Source organism: Paenibacillus sp. FSL K6-4396 (genome assembly GCF_038002525.1).
GTDB classification, from domain to species: Bacteria; Bacillota; Bacilli; order Paenibacillales; family Paenibacillaceae; genus Paenibacillus; species Paenibacillus amylolyticus_B.
The window spans coordinates 2,626,371-2,644,564 of sequence record NZ_JBBOCR010000001.1 but is presented as its reverse complement, the minus strand read 5'-3'; the positions used below and the strand labels follow the sequence as shown (position 1 = coordinate 2,644,564).

Here is an 18,194-nt window from a genome sequence, read left to right as displayed (position 1 = left end):
ATTTTTTCGCATATTCTAGAATCGCCTGTTGTACATCTCCCGTCTAGCACTCTCCTGTGTAAAAATGTCCTCCGGGGGTGCCATGCGCTTCGGGAGTGTACGCCCTGCAATAATTTCTTTTGTAGCCTGCATAAGCTGAGGACCGAGCAGCGGGTTACATTCCACCACAGCGTTGATTTTCCCATTGGCTAGAATTTCAAGTGCTTTGCGGGAGCCGTCCACCGAAACAATGATAATGTCCTCTCCCGGCTTCAGCCCAGCTTCTTCAATCGCTTGTATGGCGCCAAAAGCCATTTCATCATTATGGGCAAAAAGAACCTGCGGCCGTTCATCTTCCGGGACCTGAAGGAATTCTTTCATCACATGTTTGCCATTGTCCTCCGTAAAATCGGCAGGAGCACTTTGTGAGAAGATGATATCTGCTCTGGTGTCGAAAATGCTTCTAAAGCCCTCACCACGCTGGATAGAGGGTGTAGAACCACTCGTGCCTTGCAGTTCGGCAATCCGTATCAAACCCGGATGATTTCGCATCCGATCCTGAATGTACTTCCCAGCCTTCACACCTTCCTCATAAAAGTCCGAGCCAATCGTTGTCACAAAAAGTGAAGTGTCTTTAACATCAACTGACCGGTCTACGATGATCACAGGTATACCTGCATCCCTGGCCTCCTGAAGAATACCATCCCAGCCCGATTCCACGACCGGTGCAATGGCAATGACATCCACCTTTTGCCTGATGAACGACCGAACAGCCTCGAACTGTTTCGTCTGAGACTGTTCTGCATTTTTTATTACAAGGGAGATTCCCGATTCTGCCGCAGCATTCCGGATAGACGTGGAGTTTGCCAGACGCCAGGCACTCTCTCTACCCAGTTGAGAAAAACCCAAGACAATCGGTTTCGTAGAGGTATCCCTTGCTACCGCTGATTCTATCCATTCCTCAACAGATGGGAGAGTTTCCAAGTTGTTAGACGAGATGGGAGGAGACACAGATTCAGACTCAGGTGTTGTACAACCGACAAGCAGCAGTAGCAGTATGAACAAATGCAACCCGATCATATGTCTTCTCATTCACGCATCTCCCATCTCCATGTTAGTCTCTGCTGCCCCCGATGCAGAGCACATCTAGTTATATAATTGTGTCGGTATTTGTGTGCAATTTCATTTCATTCGATCCACTTAATGCAGTGATTTCGAGGATACTCGCCGCCCGCTAAGCAGTCGTTGGAATAAAATAAAAACAAACAACATTAGGCCAATCACAATCTTGGTCCACCATGAGCTTAGCGTGCCTTCGAAGCTAATTATAGTTTGGATAGCCCCCTGGATCAATACACCAATAAAGGTTCCCGCCACGTACCCCACACCACCTGTTAACAAGGTACCTCCGATCACAACAGCCGCAATGGTATCGAGTTCAAGACCCATGGCGTGTAATCCATAACCCGATAACATATAGAAGGTGAAGACAACACCGGCAAGCGCGGAGCACAAACCGCTGAACGTGTACACCAGGATTTTGGTACGTGCAACCGGCAATCCCATGAGCAGCGCGGATTGCTCGCTTCCGCCAAGGGCGTAAACGTTGCGCCCGAACCGGGTGTAATGTGCCAGGTAGATCGCGAGCAGTAGAATCACCAGAGCAATAATCACATTAATAGAGACAAAGCTGCCCCCTGGCAGGGAAATTTTCGCCTGTGCTACCTGTGTGTAAAATGGATTTGTAATGGTAATGGTGTCGAGACTGATGACATAACACAGCCCACGCGCCAAAAACATACCGGCCAGCGTCACAATGAAGGGCTGAATTTTAAAATAATGAATTATAGCCCCCATGACTGTGCCAAATAACGCACCCATAACAAGCACCATCGGTATAACGATGGCAGGTGACCAGCCCTGCTTCTCCACCAGACTTGCGCTAATAATAGTTGTCAGCGCTATGACAGAACCAACCGACAGGTCGATTCCTCCTGATACAATGACAAAGGTCATGCCAATTGCCGTGATAATCAGAAATGCGTTATCAATGAGAAGATTAAGCAGGACCTGTGTGGAGAAGAACCCCGTGTACCTGAAAGACCCTATGGCAAACATCACGGCCAGCAAGCCGAAAGTGACAAAGATCGGGAGAAACTTACGATTAAGAAACATGGCGGTTAACCCCCTGTTCGGCTGGATATTTCCGTTTTTTCCAACGGATCACCATGGAATTGCGAAAGGAATCAGATTGAATCAAACATACGGCTAATACAACAAAAGCTTTAACAACCAACGTAACTTCTGGCGGAACGCCAATCATATAGATCGTTGTTGTTAAGGTTTGGATAATAAGTGCTCCAACGACGGTACCCATGAGATAGAAACGACCACCATTGAGTGAAGTCCCCCCGATGACTACCGCAAGAATGGCATCAAGTTCATACCACAGACCTGCGTTATTTCCATCCGCACTGGATACATTCGAGCTGAGAATAAGCCCGGCAATGCCGGCACACAGACCACAGAAGACATATACCGTGAGAATAACCGTTTTTGAACGAATACCTGCCAGTTGGCTCGCGTTTGCGTTACTTCCAACCGATTCAATAAACAGTCCCAGTGCCGTTTTTCTCGTCAGCAATAAGGCAACAAGCAGCACAGTTAATACGATGAAGATGGAAAACGGTAATGCTGCAAACGAACCTGCCCCGATATAGGTGTAGTTTGCATTGGATACCGTAATAATCTGTCCACTCGTAATTAATTGCGCAATCCCACGTCCGGCTACCATCAGGATAAGCGTTGCAATAATGGGCTGGATTCGGGCAACCGAAACCAGCGCCCCGTTCCATATGCCCAAGATCAGTGAGAGACCTATAGATAATCCAAGTGCACCCAACACAAGCCAAAGCGAACTCTGATCTACTCCTCTGCTGATGCTCATACAAGCCACAGCACCGGAGATCGCTACAATGGAGCCCACGGACAAGTCGATACCTCCGGTCGCAATCACCAGTGTCATACCGATCGATACCAGAATTAAAGGCGCTCCAAAATTGAGAATATCAATCAAGCTGCCATACAGATTCCCTTCACGCATGACGAGGGAGAAGAAATCCGGAGAGTACAGCAAATTAAAGATTAAAAGTAAACCAAGCATACATAACGGCCAAAACAAATGATGTTTACGCATCTTGCCCGCCATCTCTTTAACCTCCTGCCATTGCTTTCATGATTTGCTGTTGATGGATCTGATCCCCGCTAAGTTCTTTCACTTTTTTGCGGTCCCGGATTACAGCAATCCGGTGGCTGACACGAATCACTTCTTCCAGCTCGGACGAAATGAACAGCACGGCCATGCCCTGCTTCGACAGAGAGAGCACCAGCTTCTGTATTTCAGTCTTGGCACCGATATCAATTCCACGCGTAGGTTCATCGAGAATCAACAGATCGGGGTTCATCAGCAGCCACCGTGCAAGCAACACCTTTTGCTGATTACCGCCACTCAGATTTTTAATTAAATGCTCCGGGTTTTTCGGATGGATATTTAACAGGTTGATGTACTTTTCGGCGATCTCATCCTGTTTCTTGCGTGAAATTGGTTTGGACCAACCTCGTGTCGCTTGTAAAGCCAGAATAATGTTCTCCCGGATGGTCAGATCATCGATTATGCCTTCGGTTTTACGGTTCTCGGAGCAAAAAGCAATATTCTGATCAATTGCATGACGCGGCGACTTGACCGTACTTCCTGTATCTACAACGAGCAGCTTGCCTACATCTGAACGATCTGCACCAAAGAAAAGGCGAGCGATCTCGGTACGACCAGACCCCAATAACCCAGCCAAGCCCACGACTTCTCCCTTGCGAATGTCCAGATCAAAAGGCTCAATTGCTCCTTTGCGTCCAAGTGCCTTAGCGGTAATTAACAGTTCTCCCGACTCCGCCTGGGCAGCATCCGCTTCCTTCGGAAGCTCCTCAAGCACCTCGAGCTCCTTGCCGATCATCTTGAGCACCAGTTCCATGCGTGGAAGTTCTGCGGCTATGTACTCTCCTTCCAATTCCCCGTTACGGAGCACCGTTAGACGATCCGACATTTCGTATACCTGATCAAGAAAATGAGTAACAAAAAGAATTGCGAGACCTTCACTCTTTAATTTGTGCATAATACGAAACAGTTGCTGAACCTCGTTTTTGTCCAGACTGGATGTGGGTTCATCCAATATGAGCACTTTGGCCGAGATGCTGAGTGCTCTTGCAATTGCAATCAGTTGTTGCATCGCGACCGAGTAGGTCTGTAAAGGAGCCTTAACGTCGATAGACAGATGTAATCTGTCTCGCAGAATGTTCTCCGCATCTTTGTTCATTTGTTTCCAATTGATTTTGCCAAATCGCATGGGTTCCCGCCCGATGAAAATATTCTCAGCAACCGTTAAGTTGGGACAGAGATTTACCTCCTGGTAAACGGTACTGATTCCCGCCTTTTGCGCTTCAGGCGGACCGGAGATCGAAAGATCCCGGTTATCCATGCTTACCGTTCCTTCATCAATGGAATAAACGCCGGTCAAAACTTTAATAAGCGTCGACTTCCCCGCTCCGTTCTCACCCATCAAGGCATGAATCTCGCCCGGAAACAAGCGAAAGCTGACGCTGGACAGCGCTTTAACCCCGGGAAATTGTTTGGTGATGCCTGTCATTTGCAAAATGGGTGCTTGCTCGGCCATATAACCCTCTCCTTTGTTATGGAAAAAAGTCATTTAGCGACAGCCTGGTCGAAAAATGACTTTTCGGTGTTATACGAATCTGCTTTTAATATTCGCGTGTTGGCAATGCTTCTTTGGCTTGCTCCGATGTGAAGGTCGTCTCATCCGTAACGATTCGGGGTTCGATGTCTTTCCCGTCTACTACCGATTGAACCGCTTCCATTAATTGAGGTCCTAACAACGGATTACATTCAACGATAAAGTTGATTTTGCCATCAGCAGCAGCCTGCATCCCATCCTTCACGGCATCCACAGAGATAATGGTAATATCTACGCCTGGTTTCAATCCTGCCGCTTCGATGGCCTGAATTGCACCAAGTGCCATATCGTCATTATGTGCATAGAGAACATCTATTTTTTTATGTGCTTTGAGGAAAGCTTGCATGACTTCTTTGCCTTTGGCACGTGTAAAGTCACCCGATTGTGAAGCAATCACTTTAAGCTTCGAATTGGAAGCAATCAATTCCATAAAGCCCTCTTGACGGTCATTCGCTGGTGCGGAGCCTGTTGTACCCTGCAGCTCAACAATGTTGATCTCGTCTTGTGTGTCCTTGTATTGGTCACTCAGCCACTGACCTGCTTTGCGTCCTTCTTCTACAAAGTCGGAGCCAATAAAGGTTTTGTAGAGGGTTTTATCCGGCGAATCCACAGCACGGTCCGTCAAAATCACGGGAATTCCTGCATCCTTCGCTTCCTTCAATACGGTATCCCAACCGGATTCTACAACAGGGGAAAAAGCGATCACCGTCACCTTCTGTTGTATGAAGGATCGCAAAGCTTTAATTTGATTTTCCTGCTTCTGCTGTGCATCGGAGAATTTCAAATCATAACCCGCTTCTTTGGCTGAATCCTGAATCGACTTGGTATTCGCCGAACGCCAACCACTCTCCGCACCAACCTGCGAAAAACCAAGCGTAATTGTTTTGGCGCTGGCAGGTGTACTGCCATTCCCACTCGTTGAAGTTTCATTATCGGAGCCTGCTCCTCCATTGGTACTGCTACATGCCGTGCTGACCAGCATCACCATAGCCAATGTTAGGGCAAGTCCCCACTTTTTTTTGGTTCGCATGTTGTGATCCTCCCTTTTTCGTTTCACCTTGTGGTGTGACCACATTATAGAACGCTTTCATTACGAGCTTATATGGAGTCTCATACTTTTTTTATGTAATAATTTAGTAATTTCAAAAAATAGAGTTTAAAAAGTGTAATTTCTTTGTTTAATTGTGTAGTATTTAGCGATTCTCTTACATATTAGAAAATCATGTTATACTAATGATACATTTTTGATCCCTTCAGATGGAGTGGAATACGTTGAAACTCATTCAATGGATAGCTTCAAGCCTCAGGCTTAAATTACTCAGCATGTTTATCATCCTCAGTTCAGTACCACTGATCGTGGTTGGATTGATTTCTTACCACAAATCTTATACGGTCGTATCCAATCATAACAAGGCCTCGACACAGCTGGTTGCCGACCAGCTTGCCAGGAACATTGACATCTTGTTTGAGGATACGGAACGGCTACTCGAACTGGGCAAGAACCCGCAAGTGCTTCAATATCTGTATTCTCAATCGGAGTCCTACCCGGAAGCCAAAGCCATCCTTCAGACATACAATCTTTATCGGGAAACCTACAAGTATGACAAGGTACTTAATATCTCGTTCGTGAATTTTTATGGAAAAGGCATAAGTGAACGAAAAGGCGTGTTCAAGCTGGAACGAAATCCGCTGCGTAACCCGTACTTCAAGTATCTGATACAGTATCCGGATGCCATTCTGCGCATTCCTCATTCTGCAGCCTATGCCGAATATAACAGGCTGGATGGGTTTGCTTACTCTAAACAGAATGCGCTTTCAATTATAACCACGGTCAAAGAGAGAATTACACATGAGGTCATCGGGTTCATAGTAATTGATTTAAATGATTCGTTCATTGATGATTTTTTGACGAATACCCCCATTAAGGATTCCGGTTTTTTCTATATTAGTGATCAACACGGAAATACACTCTTCAGGCCGGATGCCACCACGGCATCCATAACCATGATGGATCAGATCCGATCGGTCCCTTTACATCTACAGCAAGACAGCTTTATTCTGTCTGCAGGATCCAAGCCCCAGTTTGTTGTATACAGCACCTCAAAACAGACCGGATGGAAAATGATCGGGGTAGCTCCTTATCAGGAAATCATTGCAGAGGCCAATAGCATTCGCCAATTGATCATCATCACGGTTTTGTTAAGTGCCTTCTTTGCAATATCATTATATTTTTTCCTGAATAATCGACTGATTCTTCCCATCCAAATTCTGATGAACAAGATGCGTAAAGCTGCAAACGGTTACTTGGAAGCCAAAGTCACACCACACGGCTCGGACGAAATTGCTGATCTGGGCAAAAGCTTCAACGTGATGCTGGATAAGCTCAAAATGCTAATCGAAAAGAGCATCCGGGAGAATGAACAGGTGAAAATAGCTGAACTACGTACGCTGCAAGCTCAAATCAACCCTCATTTCCTGTATAACACGTTGGAGTCTATTTTATGGATGGCTGAAGCAGAGAAAAAAGAAAATGTAATCAAACTTGTGCAAGCCCTCTCGAAGTTCTTTCGTTTGAGTCTGAACAAAGGATTCGACTGGGTATCCATTCAAACCGAGCTTGAACATGCACGGAGTTACTTGGTTATTCAACAGATGAGGTACCACGATATTCTCACCTACGAGATCAGCGTTGATCGTGAGCTTCAGGATTATCCCATTTTGAAAATGACGCTGCAGCCCTTGATTGAAAACGCGCTCTATCATGGGATCAAGAACAAACGCGGTCAAGGGCTGATATCCATACACGGATATGTAGAGGACAATAGCATCATTCTCACCGTACAGGACAACGGAATTGGCATGTCTGCGGATCGATTGGCACAATTACGTGAAGAGCTGGAGAAGCCGGCCGCTTCCCGTTCACCCCAAGATGACGAGCAGGAAGGCGGATTCGGTCTGCTCAATGTACATCACCGGATTCGACTATATTTTGGACCATCTTATGGTGTTGAAATGGAAAGTACGTATATGGAAGGCAGCACATTTATGATTCGTATCCCCAAAAGCAAGGAGGTTAACCGTTGAAAAAGGTGATGATCGTGGATGACGAAATTGGAATTCGGGAGAATATACGGAGCTGCATCGATTGGGAAAAGGAAGGTTTTCACTACTGCGGGGATGCACCCGACGGCGAGCTTGCGTTACCTTTAATTCATGAGTGGGCTCCGGATATTTTGATTACAGATATCAAAATGCCATTTATGAACGGATTGGAACTGACCTCCATCGTTCGCACTCAACAACCTGATATCAAAATCATTATCATGAGTGGTCATGACGAATTCAGCTATGCCCAGGAGGCCATCCGACTTGGGGTGACCGAGTACTGTCTAAAGCCCATTAGTGCAGCAGAGCTAATCCAAATGCTGCATAAGGTCAGCAAACAAATGGATGAAGAACATCAACGCATGACAAACCGGACGATCACCAAAGAAAAACTGCTGGCCGATCTGTGCGGAGGACTCATCGGTACAACCGATGCAATTGAATCAGCCAAACAACTCTCACTTCCTCTCTCGGCCAGGTATTATACCATTGTCATTATCGACGTTCGATTAACAGATGATTCCCGGGACCCGGAATCCCTGATGAAGAAGCTACTTCCCATACTGGAGGAAACTCGTGATCCCCACGTTGAACTTCTTCCTTATATTCGAAGCCGAACCGAGTTGGTGCTTCTGCTCAAGTATCACTCCGATGACAGCATATCCGTATATCTGGAGCAGCTTCGCGGGCGGGTTCGTATGGAACTTGAACATATGTTCAAATGTAATATTATTCTGGGCATTGGCAGTCAACAGGAGCGTCTGCAAGGAATTCATGTCTCGTATCTGGAAGCGGAGGAGGATAAATATATTACCCGGCTCACCCTTCAGAACAGAGCTTCTCTACGTGAAATCAACCCGGATGAGCACACGACTCTTTTTCTCGACAGGAATTCTTTTCTTGAATTCCTCAAAATCGGCAGCCCCAATCTGCGTGACCATTTTGTGCAAGAGTTTGCCGCTCCATTACAGTCCTTCGACTGGAAGTCCTCCTCGTATGGCTTCTATCTGTTGAATGATCTTACGCTAGAGTCGTTTCGGCTTGCGAATCAGCTGTTCCGCATGAGTGACCATTCGGATGAGAACATCACTTCCCTGCAGCAGACGATCCGGAAGATTACGTGCTGGGAGGATTGCACCCAATATCTGTGTTCCCTGCTTAACCTGTTATGGCGGAGAAGAGCAGCCTGCTCCGGAAAATACAGTGATGTCATTGATCAGGTGAAAGCCTATGTATCTCGTGAATACAATAACGAACAGGTCTCGTTGAAGATGATTTCTGCACACGTCAGAATCAGTCCAAGTCATCTAAGCAAGATTTTCAGTCAGGAAACTGGTCAAACGATAACGGAGTATCTAACCCAGATTCGAATCGGCAAAGCCAAGGAGCTGCTGAAAACAACCAACAACAAAACCTTTGAGGTTGCTTACAAAGTTGGTTACAATGACTCTCACTATTTTTCTAATATATTCAAGAAAACAACAGGTTTTACACCAAGAGAATACCGAACTCAAGGGACCGAGGCATCGCAGACCAGACCATCAGATATGAGAAAAGAGCCAATGTATGAATAAAGCCAGATTTGCACTTTTACTTACACTAATACTTGTGTTCCCGATGATCATTTCATTCGGTTCGGCAAACATTCGTCCACAGCAGATGGCTGCAACACTTCCTGCGACTTCACCTGTAGAGAAATCTGCAGCGAGCAAAACTTTCGGTATTATCTATCCAATGACGTATCCAACCTATGAGATGATCACGAAGGATGCAACGGAGTATGCAGGGAAACACAATATTACGTTAATTGTAAACGCACCTGATGAAGCCAATACCGAACAACAGATCCGTATCATGGAGAATATGATCAAACAGCATGTGGACGGGATAGCTATTTCTCCTGTGGATGCTGCTGCACTTACACCCGTTATTGATGCAGCCCAAGCTGCGGGTATTCCTGTCATTACATTTGAGTCAGATGTCCCATCCAGTCATCGAATCGCTTATGTGGGCGCCGATAACTATCGCACTGGCCAGCAGTTCGCGATGACGACTACACGACTCCTGCATAATCAAGGTATGATTCTTGTCGAGAACGGCTTGGAGGAGATGCAAGGTTTGCAACAGCGGCTTAATGGATTTATTGATTATATCCGTAGTGAAACAGACATCGAAATCATGGAGGTTCGTTATCATCAAGGGAATGAAGATCAAGCCATGTCCGATATGGAGAACATGATTCAAGCTCACCCTCACTTCAATGCAATTATCGGACTCGATTTTGTATCCGTCTCTGCCTCTACCCTGATCTGGAAAGCGAAAGGCCTTAACCGGCATTTAATCGCGTTCGGTGATAGCCCGACCAGTGAAAACGGGTTGCTCAACGGTCAATTGTCTGCCGTTATCTCACAGAATGAAGGAGTCTGGGGTGCCAAAATGATGGAGACCTTGTTACTCGCCAGCGACGGTTTGCCCGTGCAGGAATTTATTGATACGGGGATCATTGTAATCAATCAGGAAGGAAGTAAATAAGGTACTGTCCTCTGTCATGAAAATGACAGGAGGACAGTACCTTTTAAATTTTCGTACACGTAGTTATTACATCCGTTCATCGAAGTGTTTCTCAAGAAAGATGACCTTTTTCTGAGAGTTGCTCATATCTACCTATTACGCTTAAGCTTCATAATGACCCGATCGAGGATGAGCCCCACTCCTCCCCAAAAAATCAAATGGAACAAGTATATCAACGGCCTGAAAAATGAAGTCGTCTCTGGATTCGTATTTATTTTGGTCAACCAGTCATTCAGCAACGGATTTATAGGATTCGTTAGATAAATCAGAATATTCTTATCATCGTTCCCTGATAGATTAATAAAACATACGGTTAGCGAGAAAATAACAAACCAAAAAGTCAGCTTTTTCAGTATGTTCAGCATGACGAGAGGGTAACCCTCCTCTCAAGTATGATGAGTCCTTTTGAGAAGCTATTTCTTCCATTCGTTTTCTAATATGCTCATCTCGATAAGATTCCAGAATGTATCTTCATGTCTTCTCGCATCACGAATAAGTCCTTCTCGTACAAAGCCCGCTTTTTCATAACATCGGATGGCTGAGACATTAAAATCAAACACACCCAGACTGATCCGGTGTAACTTCTCCTCTTCAAATCCAATTCGAAGTGCCTCATCGATCATTTGCTTCCCATAGCCTTTACCCTGATACGGCTTGCCAAGAAGCACCTTACCAATACGTCCTGAACGATTATAGCGATCGATACCGCCAAGAGCAATATGACCCACAATCTCCTGAGTTGATTCATCCATCACTTTATAAATGAACTTATTCGAAGTGTTCTTATCATTCGCACCTTGCAAATAATCCGCTAGCTGTTCCTTGGAAAGTGGATAATGGAACTGCGGGCCAGCCCACTGGAGCAGAAACGCTTCATCTCCACTCCATTCGATTAGTTGATCAAAATCTTCCGGTTCAAAGTATTGGAATGTAATCATATTGATCTGCCCTTTCTTTTTTTATGTCATATCATAGCCTATTTCAGTTCTCTTGTGTCGGCATGAGTTTCATCAAACGCTTTGTTTCTTATATTCATTTCACGAATGGAGTTCTGAACCCAATTCATTCTAGCTAATAAACAGATAACTCCACCCAAAACGCATATCGCGCCTATCCAATAATTCAGTGCAAAATTCACTTGATAATCACTCGGAGTATAACTTCCAGCTGCTGCTGACTGGAATGCTGCATACCCTAACTTGGGAATTACCTCTTCAATCATTTTCGAGATTGTAATAATCACAATGCCTAACATGATAAAGAGTAATGAGAAAATAATGTGTACATGCTTCAAAGAAAAGCTACCTCCTTTACAATCCAAATCGCGTGTTTTTCGGCACTACTCGCATCTTAGAAGCCGAACAACTTCGCCATCAATCAACCCTTCACTTACTCGGTGAAAACCAAATGATTCATACAGCTTCCCGGCGATACCATTTTCCGGCCTGTGTCCAATCATGATGCATTTGCAATTCAGCGATTCTTTCATTAGATCACTCAACTTCTTAAGCGATTCTCTTCCATAACCTCTGCCCTGATATTTGGTATCTATCATTAGCGCAAGAAGCCAATAGTTATCCTCATGATCTGGCTTATCTGAGTACACAGCAAAACCAACCAGTTCCGAATCAACATAGATGGCCATGGGTCGAAAATCGGTCACAACCTTGGATTCAGCAATCCAATATACAACCGGCACGGGAAAACTTTTTTTCTGTTCTTCCGTTACATTCAGTTGAGTACATGCATACCAATTATCCACCGACACACGTTTTAAATGAATCATAGATTGAAACTCCTCCTAGTGAAAATTACACAGAGGAATTCCTCGAAACCCTTCTTGGGTCCTCTGCGTTAGACAAAAACACCTCTGGCAACTTTATTTCTTCTACTCAGATTTGTATTGTTTCTCATATCACATCACTCCTTTCAACGTTTCATGAAATTTTCCGATTAAGCCTTGCCAAAGCTCGCTTGCAGTGTCCATTCTAATCTGCGCAGCCATTCCCTATGTACATCTGGATGAGCATTCTTGATTCGGTTTATGATCTGTATTACTTTGGATGTGGAATATGCCCTAATTAGATCATTTGTTACTTCAATATCTGTACGTTCTGTATATGCATCTAAGAAGACTTCTGACAGATCCTTTGCCATGTGAGGATAATGAAGATGCACAAACCACACCACCCATGCGATATCAAACAACGGATTGCCCCACCCTGCCCACTCCCAGTCCAAAATGAACATTGAATCGTTGGATAACATGACATTATGCGGTCCGTAATCTCCGTGAATCAGAGTTTGCTCCCCATGATTGGAAATGTCCAACACTTCTTTTACCATGCTTTTGATTCCGGAGGGTACAAACTCAAGTTCCTCCACATCAACAGCGGACTTCGTTATGACTGGCAACTCTGCTTCGCAATCATATCGTTTGATGGAGTGCACGTCTCTGGCGAGATATATACCAAGCTGCTCATAAATTTTCCTGCCTTGGTCAAGTCCGTCTTCATCCAGCAGCATCTGTGCGTTTATTCCTGGAACGTAATCCATCATAACAAACAGCCAGTTTTCTTTTTCAAAGCAATCATGCACTCGCGGAGTCACGCCAGAATGATTTAACAACGTTAGCGAGCTTATTTCTGTCCTTGCATCTGTATTCTCTACATGATAGATTTTAGCTATCATTTGCGGATCAGTTCCCTCAAGTAAAAGGGTCGTATTGGTATAACCACCTGTTAGTTTAACAATGTTCACATTCGGAAATCTGTTTAACAAGATGTCATAGTTCACTTCATGCATTCCTTCTTTCTTAGTCCTTGCAGTTCAGTCCTCTTTTATACAACCTCAAACCTAATCTTTGATCTCTAATAGTTTAGGAGTATGTTTCACAAGGTCAGCTATTTCATAAGAGGCAACTGCTAATGCATCGTTAACTGCCTCAGCCCTCTTGTCTTCCAGATCGAATATATCCATTTGGAAAAACCATATGCATTCATGTGGTGACCACGTTCCTGTATCTGGATAAACAAATTCACACTTTCCTCATACCTTTCGATATCCGTTAAAATACTAGCCAAATTGTTTAACGCAATGTTGATATCTCTCAGCGAATTTCTGGAGACATTAATATCCTCCCAGCTGCCGACCACTTCATCTTTTCTTGAAATCCGTAGTGCTCTATCATTGATTTCATCAATCCAGTCCATCGTTTCGTTTACAAGAGCTTCGACTCCCGCAAAATCCGCGGTATGATACAGATAGACCAGACGCTGTTTGTTGTATGTAATCCGGGCAAAAAGAATATTGGACCATGAATCATCTTCTTGTATAAGCTGGTTCATATTTTCAAGCACACTGTTCATTTCACTGTATCTCTCCAAAACCCAAAGCGAACCACCCAAAGCCCGATGGCTTTCGAATCGAACACCTCGGTTGGTATCCAACTTCGGGGCATGATCACAAGCATATTGGTACCAATCCATCCAATAATTAAAGTAGTTCCCCAGAGATAATGACAACGCTTGTGTCGAATCCGAAACGATCCAGTGTAACTGCTCCGGGGCGAGATTTTCTTTTCCCCATTCGAAGAATTCCCAGTGATTGGCATAAAGCAGTTCCGGCTCTCTTAACAAGGCATAACCATCGGAAACATTCCAGTAGACCCAACCTCGTTCATTGACAGATAGCTTGCTGGATTGTTCATATTTTTTCAGCAAATCAATCATACCTTGATGATCTCCTTGCACTACAGTTTCCTGGAAAGCTTGAGCGATATTCATTCCCATCCTCCGTCTCTTAGGAAGCTTAGTCTGTCATAGACAGTGTCCGAGCACCGAGCAAGTAAAGCTTAATTCAAACGTACACAGTTCTTACAATGGCTTCGTGCCGCAAGCTGTAATGAAATTCATCATGGCATAGGCTTCCGGCGAATGATTTATCGCTTCAGAAGCCTGTTGCAGCTGAGCAAATTCCTCCGAACTGATCACACCTTTTTCAGCAAAATGTACAAAACGATCAAGATTAAACTGCTGCTTAAACCCCTCTATGCCTAACAGATCACTATGTTGAAGGACAGAATCAATGTCGACATCGATGTATCCGTTCTCAGAAAGGAGACGCGGCAGACTTCTACCAATTAAACGATTACCGCCGTGTTGTGCCACATAATTCGAAATTTTCATTAATACCGTATGCAAAGCAGGAACATCAGGATTCACCGCTCCAAAAACGCCGTCATCCACATCAATAATGGCAAGACGGCCGCCAGGTTTCAGTACACGATATATCTCTTTTGCAGCTTCGTCAGGATTGTTCAAGTGAAGGAAGATAAGTCTTGCCACTACAAAATCAAAAGAATCATCAGGCAGATCCATCTGGTAGATGGAAGATTCTACAAATTGTAATCGCTTGGAAGGAATATCTTTCAGCCGTTCTTTGGCTTGTGCTTGCAGTGAACGATCAATCTCAAGCGAGGTAAGCTCGCTGTCCGGCAGACTGTTCAATAATTGCTCTGTGATGTAACCTGGTCCGCTTCCGACCTCCAATACACGCATTCCATTTTTCAAACCATACCACTCCAGATTTCGGAATTCTTTGGACCACCCCATTACCGCCTGCATCTTTAACCTCTCTAATTCCTCTTGTAAACTTAACACTGCCGTTTGGATACTGTATGTTGAACGCGGATCACACATATATTCTCTCCTGTTCTTAAGTAGAATAATAAAAACATATATTCTTAGACCTTTTTCTTCCCTAGAAAAAGAGCAACCTTATGTTGTTTCTCTATCGTTCCACCTGCAGCATCAATGGAATCTTTGACTCGCTCCAGAAGTGAACGCCGAACATCAATAGAAAGCTGCTGATGTTTGGAATTGGTATTTAATAAAGCGACATATTCTTCGCTGGAACAGGACTGTATCCAGTTATACTCCTTAACCGTAATATCCGCGAACAAGCCTGATTTTTCTGTTATTTCTTTACGCTCCTGGATAACTTCATCTGGCGAAGGATATTGAGAATCATCCAAATGAGGGGCTAATGCTGTGTAGTGGGAACGAATTTCATTGTGCAGCGGGTCATAGACCGGTACATGAATCGTCCAGAAAAGTCCAATGCCGCCTGTATTCTCTAGCAATTCCCAAGCCCGGTTGTAACCTACTTCTGGATCAATGAAGTGAAAGGCCGTTCCTGACACAATCAATTGAAATCGCTTTCCTTCGTTATTCCATTCCTCAAAGGAAGTGTTGATTACTTGAATCGATGGATATGACTTGAATTTGTCTGCGGTGAACTGTGCCAAGTTACTGCCTAATTCAATACAGGTGATGTTTGTATAATCCTTGCTCACCAATCCGCTTGTTGCCTGTCCCGTTCCGCAGCCAATCTCAAGAATGGAATCCTCTTTATTAAGATTCAGATATGTAAAAATATCATCAAACATTTCACTCGGATAGACAGGTCTATATCGTTCATATTCATCTGCTACGAGATTAAATGTTTCCTTATTTTCCAAGTTCGCATCCTCCGATTTCAATTGTGATTTTCCCATAATACATTGACTAATCTTACCATATTTTATTATTCTTGATAGTAAGAGGATAAACCTTTCAATAATAGAATGATGATAGTTCAAGTTCAAATTATATATCTTGAAGGACTGAGGTGTTCTTGTGAAAAGTATATTTGATACGATAAATGCCGCTGAAATTACAGAGCGCATGGATCAACTTAGTGAAAATTCCATCCCTAAATGGGGCACGATGCAGGTCTCTCAAATGCTGGCTCACTGTTCAGCATTTCATGATATCCCCTTAGGAAATGCTTTTCCACCTAGAGGATTACTTGGGAGACTTATAGGACGGTTCGCCAAACCAATGTTTTATAATGACAAGCCCTTACCCCATAATATGTCTACGATCCCGACAATCATTATTGATGACCAACGACACTTTATAACAGAAAAAGAAAAACTCGAGCAGCAGATTAATATCTTTAAACAAGGTACTTCAGAAAAATTCTCGCGCCACCCCCATCCCTTCTTCGGAAAATTAACAGCCGATCAATGGGGTAAAGGCATATACAAGCATTTAGATCATCATCTAAAGCAATTTGGAGTTTAGGGTTATTTACCGTCTAAATTAGCAATGACTCAACTTCATTAACCCAATCTCCTGCTTCGTCAGCCAGTAAAGTCTTCCAACCAAGTAGCTTAGCCGAATGTAAATTTTTCTCTTTATCATCTATAAATAGAACCTCTTCTCCAGTTGCCAGGAAAGTCTCGACCCGTTGATATATCTCAATCTCAGGCTTGCATAAACCCACTTGATTAGAGATGGTTATACTTTTGGTAAATAAGCTTAAACGGTTCAGATTCGGCTCAATCCACTCCTTACAATGATTGCTGAGCAGATGGATATCGGCAAACTCACTCCATCGCTCAAGGTATTGAGCCGCTGGTAAGGGAACAATTGAATTGGTTAAGATGTCCTTCGCTCGGCTTATTGATAATTCGGGATAAGCCTGATTCAACGATTGCCAGAACTCTTCTTCTCGCATTATTCCTGTCCAGAGCTGTCGCTTGATTCCTGTAAAATGTACTTTCAAGGATGCTGCCGATAGGTTGGTTTCCTGAATCATATCTCTCCAGCACGTCAATGACATATTACTTAACAAAACCCCTGCGATATCTAAAACGATCTGTGGTCTGCCTCTCATTTTATCGACTCCCAAGTTCATCTAATACGACGTATAACGGGGCTCAAGTTACTTAAAAGCATCATGTGGAAGGACAGCATGCACACCCTTAACGCCATTCACAATTTGGGTGATACGCAGGTCAATTACCGCGCTTCCAAGTGCAATCGCTTCCACTCGATCTAGTCCGTACAACTCACCAATCAGATGGAGCATTCCGTCTAATGCTTGAACCGTAGCCTCATTCAGATCTTCATGAAAACCGAAGGTAATCCAGCCGGATGGCGTATGTGCACGAGGATTGGTTAAAATCATATCATTAATCACGTTGATCGTGATATCGACAAGCTCCATCGGACATTCAATGGCCTGACAGCTGACTTCACCGTCCCCCTGCCGTGCATGACCATCACCAATTGCGAGATAACCTCCGTCTACGGGAATAGGTAAATATAATTTACTTCCCTGCACCAGTTCCTTGCAGTCGATGTTTCCTCCACAATAGCGAGGCGGCCATGTTGTATGAATCCCTCGTGACTCTGGCGGCATGCCCACTACACCCATAAACGGCGAGAGAGATACAGTGAAGGACTTTCCTTTTATTTCACAGGTTCCATTCATCGTTTGACGATCAAGTGTCCAATTCAGCGACAGTTCTTCAACCTCTGTTAGATGTAACTTCTGGTTCTGCCAGTTCGGATATCCGCCAGCAGAAGTAAACCCGTATCTCCCGGGTACGATCTCATTGAAAACAATCTCCAACGTCTGTCCTTGCTTCGCCTCTTCGATATAGATCGGACCGATTAAGGCATGACCTCCATCTTTTTCACCTTGTCGATCAAAAGGTTTCTTGCGTTCCTCATAACTCACACCCGTTCCCCAGCCCGCATCCAGCGTCTGAAAACGAATGGAGTCACCAGATTTCACGCTCAATATGGGAGTTACCTCATTGGTAAATGAACCGATCAGATTTGCCTGAGTTAATTCAATTTTATGAGTACTCACTACAATCCCTCCCTAGTTTGGGATACATAT

18 protein-coding genes are annotated in these 18,194 nt (G+C 44.2%); 4 read left to right on the top strand and 14 right to left on the bottom strand.

From position 1 onward, the window contains the following. Positions 1–15: 15 nt before the first annotated feature. From MHB85_RS12105 to MHB85_RS12085, 5 genes are all read right to left on the bottom strand, one after another. Positions 16–1,071, bottom strand: coding sequence for an ABC transporter substrate-binding protein (locus MHB85_RS12105; protein WP_341072962.1), 1,056 nt, complete (start codon positions 1,069–1,071; stop codon positions 16–18). Positions 1,072–1,179: 108 nt separating this feature from the next. Then, positions 1,180–2,154, bottom strand: coding sequence for a galactofuranose ABC transporter, permease protein YjfF (gene yjfF, locus MHB85_RS12100; protein WP_341072960.1), 975 nt, complete (start codon positions 2,152–2,154; stop codon positions 1,180–1,182). Beyond that, entirely contained in the window at positions 2,144–3,187 is a 1,044-nt protein-coding gene (locus MHB85_RS12095; RefSeq protein ID WP_341072958.1) for an ABC transporter permease, read from the bottom strand. The genes yjfF and MHB85_RS12095 overlap by 11 nt, the downstream gene beginning before the upstream one ends. 4 nt (positions 3,188–3,191) lie before the next feature. Continuing rightward, the gene (locus MHB85_RS12090; protein WP_341072956.1) at positions 3,192–4,703 is read right to left on the bottom strand and encodes a sugar ABC transporter ATP-binding protein; all 1,512 of its coding nucleotides are present in this window, start codon (positions 4,701–4,703) and stop codon (positions 3,192–3,194) included. Between the two features lie 85 nt (positions 4,704–4,788). Next, positions 4,789–5,811: an ABC transporter substrate-binding protein gene (locus tag MHB85_RS12085; RefSeq protein WP_341072955.1), complete on the bottom strand. Its 1,023-nt coding sequence runs from the start codon at positions 5,809–5,811 to the stop codon at positions 4,789–4,791. A 242-nt stretch (positions 5,812–6,053) separates the two neighbouring features. Between MHB85_RS12085 and MHB85_RS12080 the strand changes: the two genes are divergently transcribed. From MHB85_RS12080 to MHB85_RS12070, 3 genes are read left to right on the top strand one after another with little or no spacing between them, the layout of a single operon-like run. Next, positions 6,054–7,865, top strand: a complete 1,812-nt coding sequence (locus tag MHB85_RS12080; RefSeq protein ID WP_341072953.1) for a cache domain-containing sensor histidine kinase — start codon at positions 6,054–6,056, stop codon at positions 7,863–7,865. Positions 7,866–7,870: 5 nt separating this feature from the next. Continuing rightward, the gene (locus MHB85_RS12075; RefSeq protein WP_341074220.1) at positions 7,871–9,460 is read left to right on the top strand and encodes a response regulator; all 1,590 of its coding nucleotides are present in this window, start codon (positions 7,871–7,873) and stop codon (positions 9,458–9,460) included. Next, positions 9,453–10,418: a sugar ABC transporter substrate-binding protein gene (locus MHB85_RS12070; RefSeq protein WP_341072951.1), complete on the top strand. Its 966-nt coding sequence runs from the start codon at positions 9,453–9,455 to the stop codon at positions 10,416–10,418. Before MHB85_RS12075 ends, MHB85_RS12070 begins: the two co-directional genes overlap by 8 nt. 452 nt (positions 10,419–10,870) lie before the next feature. On the opposite strand, the gene MHB85_RS12065 is transcribed toward MHB85_RS12070, so the two are convergent. The 7 genes from MHB85_RS12065 to MHB85_RS12035 all read right to left on the bottom strand — a co-directional run bounded on the left by MHB85_RS12065 (position 10,871) and on the right by MHB85_RS12035 (position 15,978). Next, positions 10,871–11,395 carry a GNAT family N-acetyltransferase gene (locus MHB85_RS12065; protein ID WP_210107842.1) on the bottom strand — a complete coding sequence of 175 codons (525 nt, stop codon included), beginning with the start codon at positions 11,393–11,395 and terminating at the stop codon, positions 10,871–10,873. A gap of 38 nt (positions 11,396–11,433) precedes the next feature. Then, complete coding sequence (locus MHB85_RS12060) at positions 11,434–11,751, bottom strand: hypothetical protein (RefSeq protein ID WP_210107841.1); 318 nt, start codon at positions 11,749–11,751, stop codon at positions 11,434–11,436. Between the two features lie 45 nt (positions 11,752–11,796). Further along, positions 11,797–12,243 (bottom strand): GNAT family N-acetyltransferase, encoded by a 447-nt coding sequence (locus MHB85_RS12055; protein WP_341072949.1) that lies wholly within the window; start codon positions 12,241–12,243, stop codon positions 11,797–11,799. Between the two features lie 167 nt (positions 12,244–12,410). Next, entirely contained in the window at positions 12,411–13,238 is an 828-nt protein-coding gene (locus MHB85_RS12050) for a phosphotransferase family protein (RefSeq protein ID WP_341072947.1), read from the bottom strand. Positions 13,239–13,381: 143 nt separating this feature from the next. Then, the gene (locus MHB85_RS12045; RefSeq protein ID WP_091017100.1) at positions 13,382–14,242 is read right to left on the bottom strand and encodes a hypothetical protein; all 861 of its coding nucleotides are present in this window, start codon (positions 14,240–14,242) and stop codon (positions 13,382–13,384) included. Between the two features lie 90 nt (positions 14,243–14,332). After that, complete coding sequence (locus MHB85_RS12040) at positions 14,333–15,082, bottom strand: methyltransferase domain-containing protein (RefSeq protein ID WP_256975162.1); 750 nt, start codon at positions 15,080–15,082, stop codon at positions 14,333–14,335. A 119-nt stretch (positions 15,083–15,201) separates the two neighbouring features. After that, the gene (locus tag MHB85_RS12035) at positions 15,202–15,978 is read right to left on the bottom strand and encodes a class I SAM-dependent methyltransferase (RefSeq protein ID WP_179198547.1); all 777 of its coding nucleotides are present in this window, start codon (positions 15,976–15,978) and stop codon (positions 15,202–15,204) included. Between the two features lie 157 nt (positions 15,979–16,135). On the opposite strand from MHB85_RS12035, the gene MHB85_RS12030 reads away from it, so the two are divergent. After that, complete coding sequence (locus tag MHB85_RS12030) at positions 16,136–16,585, top strand: DUF1569 domain-containing protein (protein WP_091017106.1); 450 nt, start codon at positions 16,136–16,138, stop codon at positions 16,583–16,585. Positions 16,586–16,598: 13 nt separating this feature from the next. Here MHB85_RS12030 and MHB85_RS12025 read toward each other — a convergent pair whose 3' ends face one another. Both MHB85_RS12025 and MHB85_RS12020 read right to left on the bottom strand, forming a co-directional pair. Next, a complete protein-coding gene (locus tag MHB85_RS12025; protein WP_179198548.1) occupies positions 16,599–17,180 on the bottom strand; it encodes an HAD-IA family hydrolase in 582 nt (193 codons plus the stop codon). Between the two features lie 48 nt (positions 17,181–17,228). After that, complete coding sequence (locus MHB85_RS12020) at positions 17,229–18,164, bottom strand: acetamidase/formamidase family protein (RefSeq protein ID WP_091017110.1); 936 nt, start codon at positions 18,162–18,164, stop codon at positions 17,229–17,231. Positions 18,165–18,194: the final 30 nt, after the last annotated feature.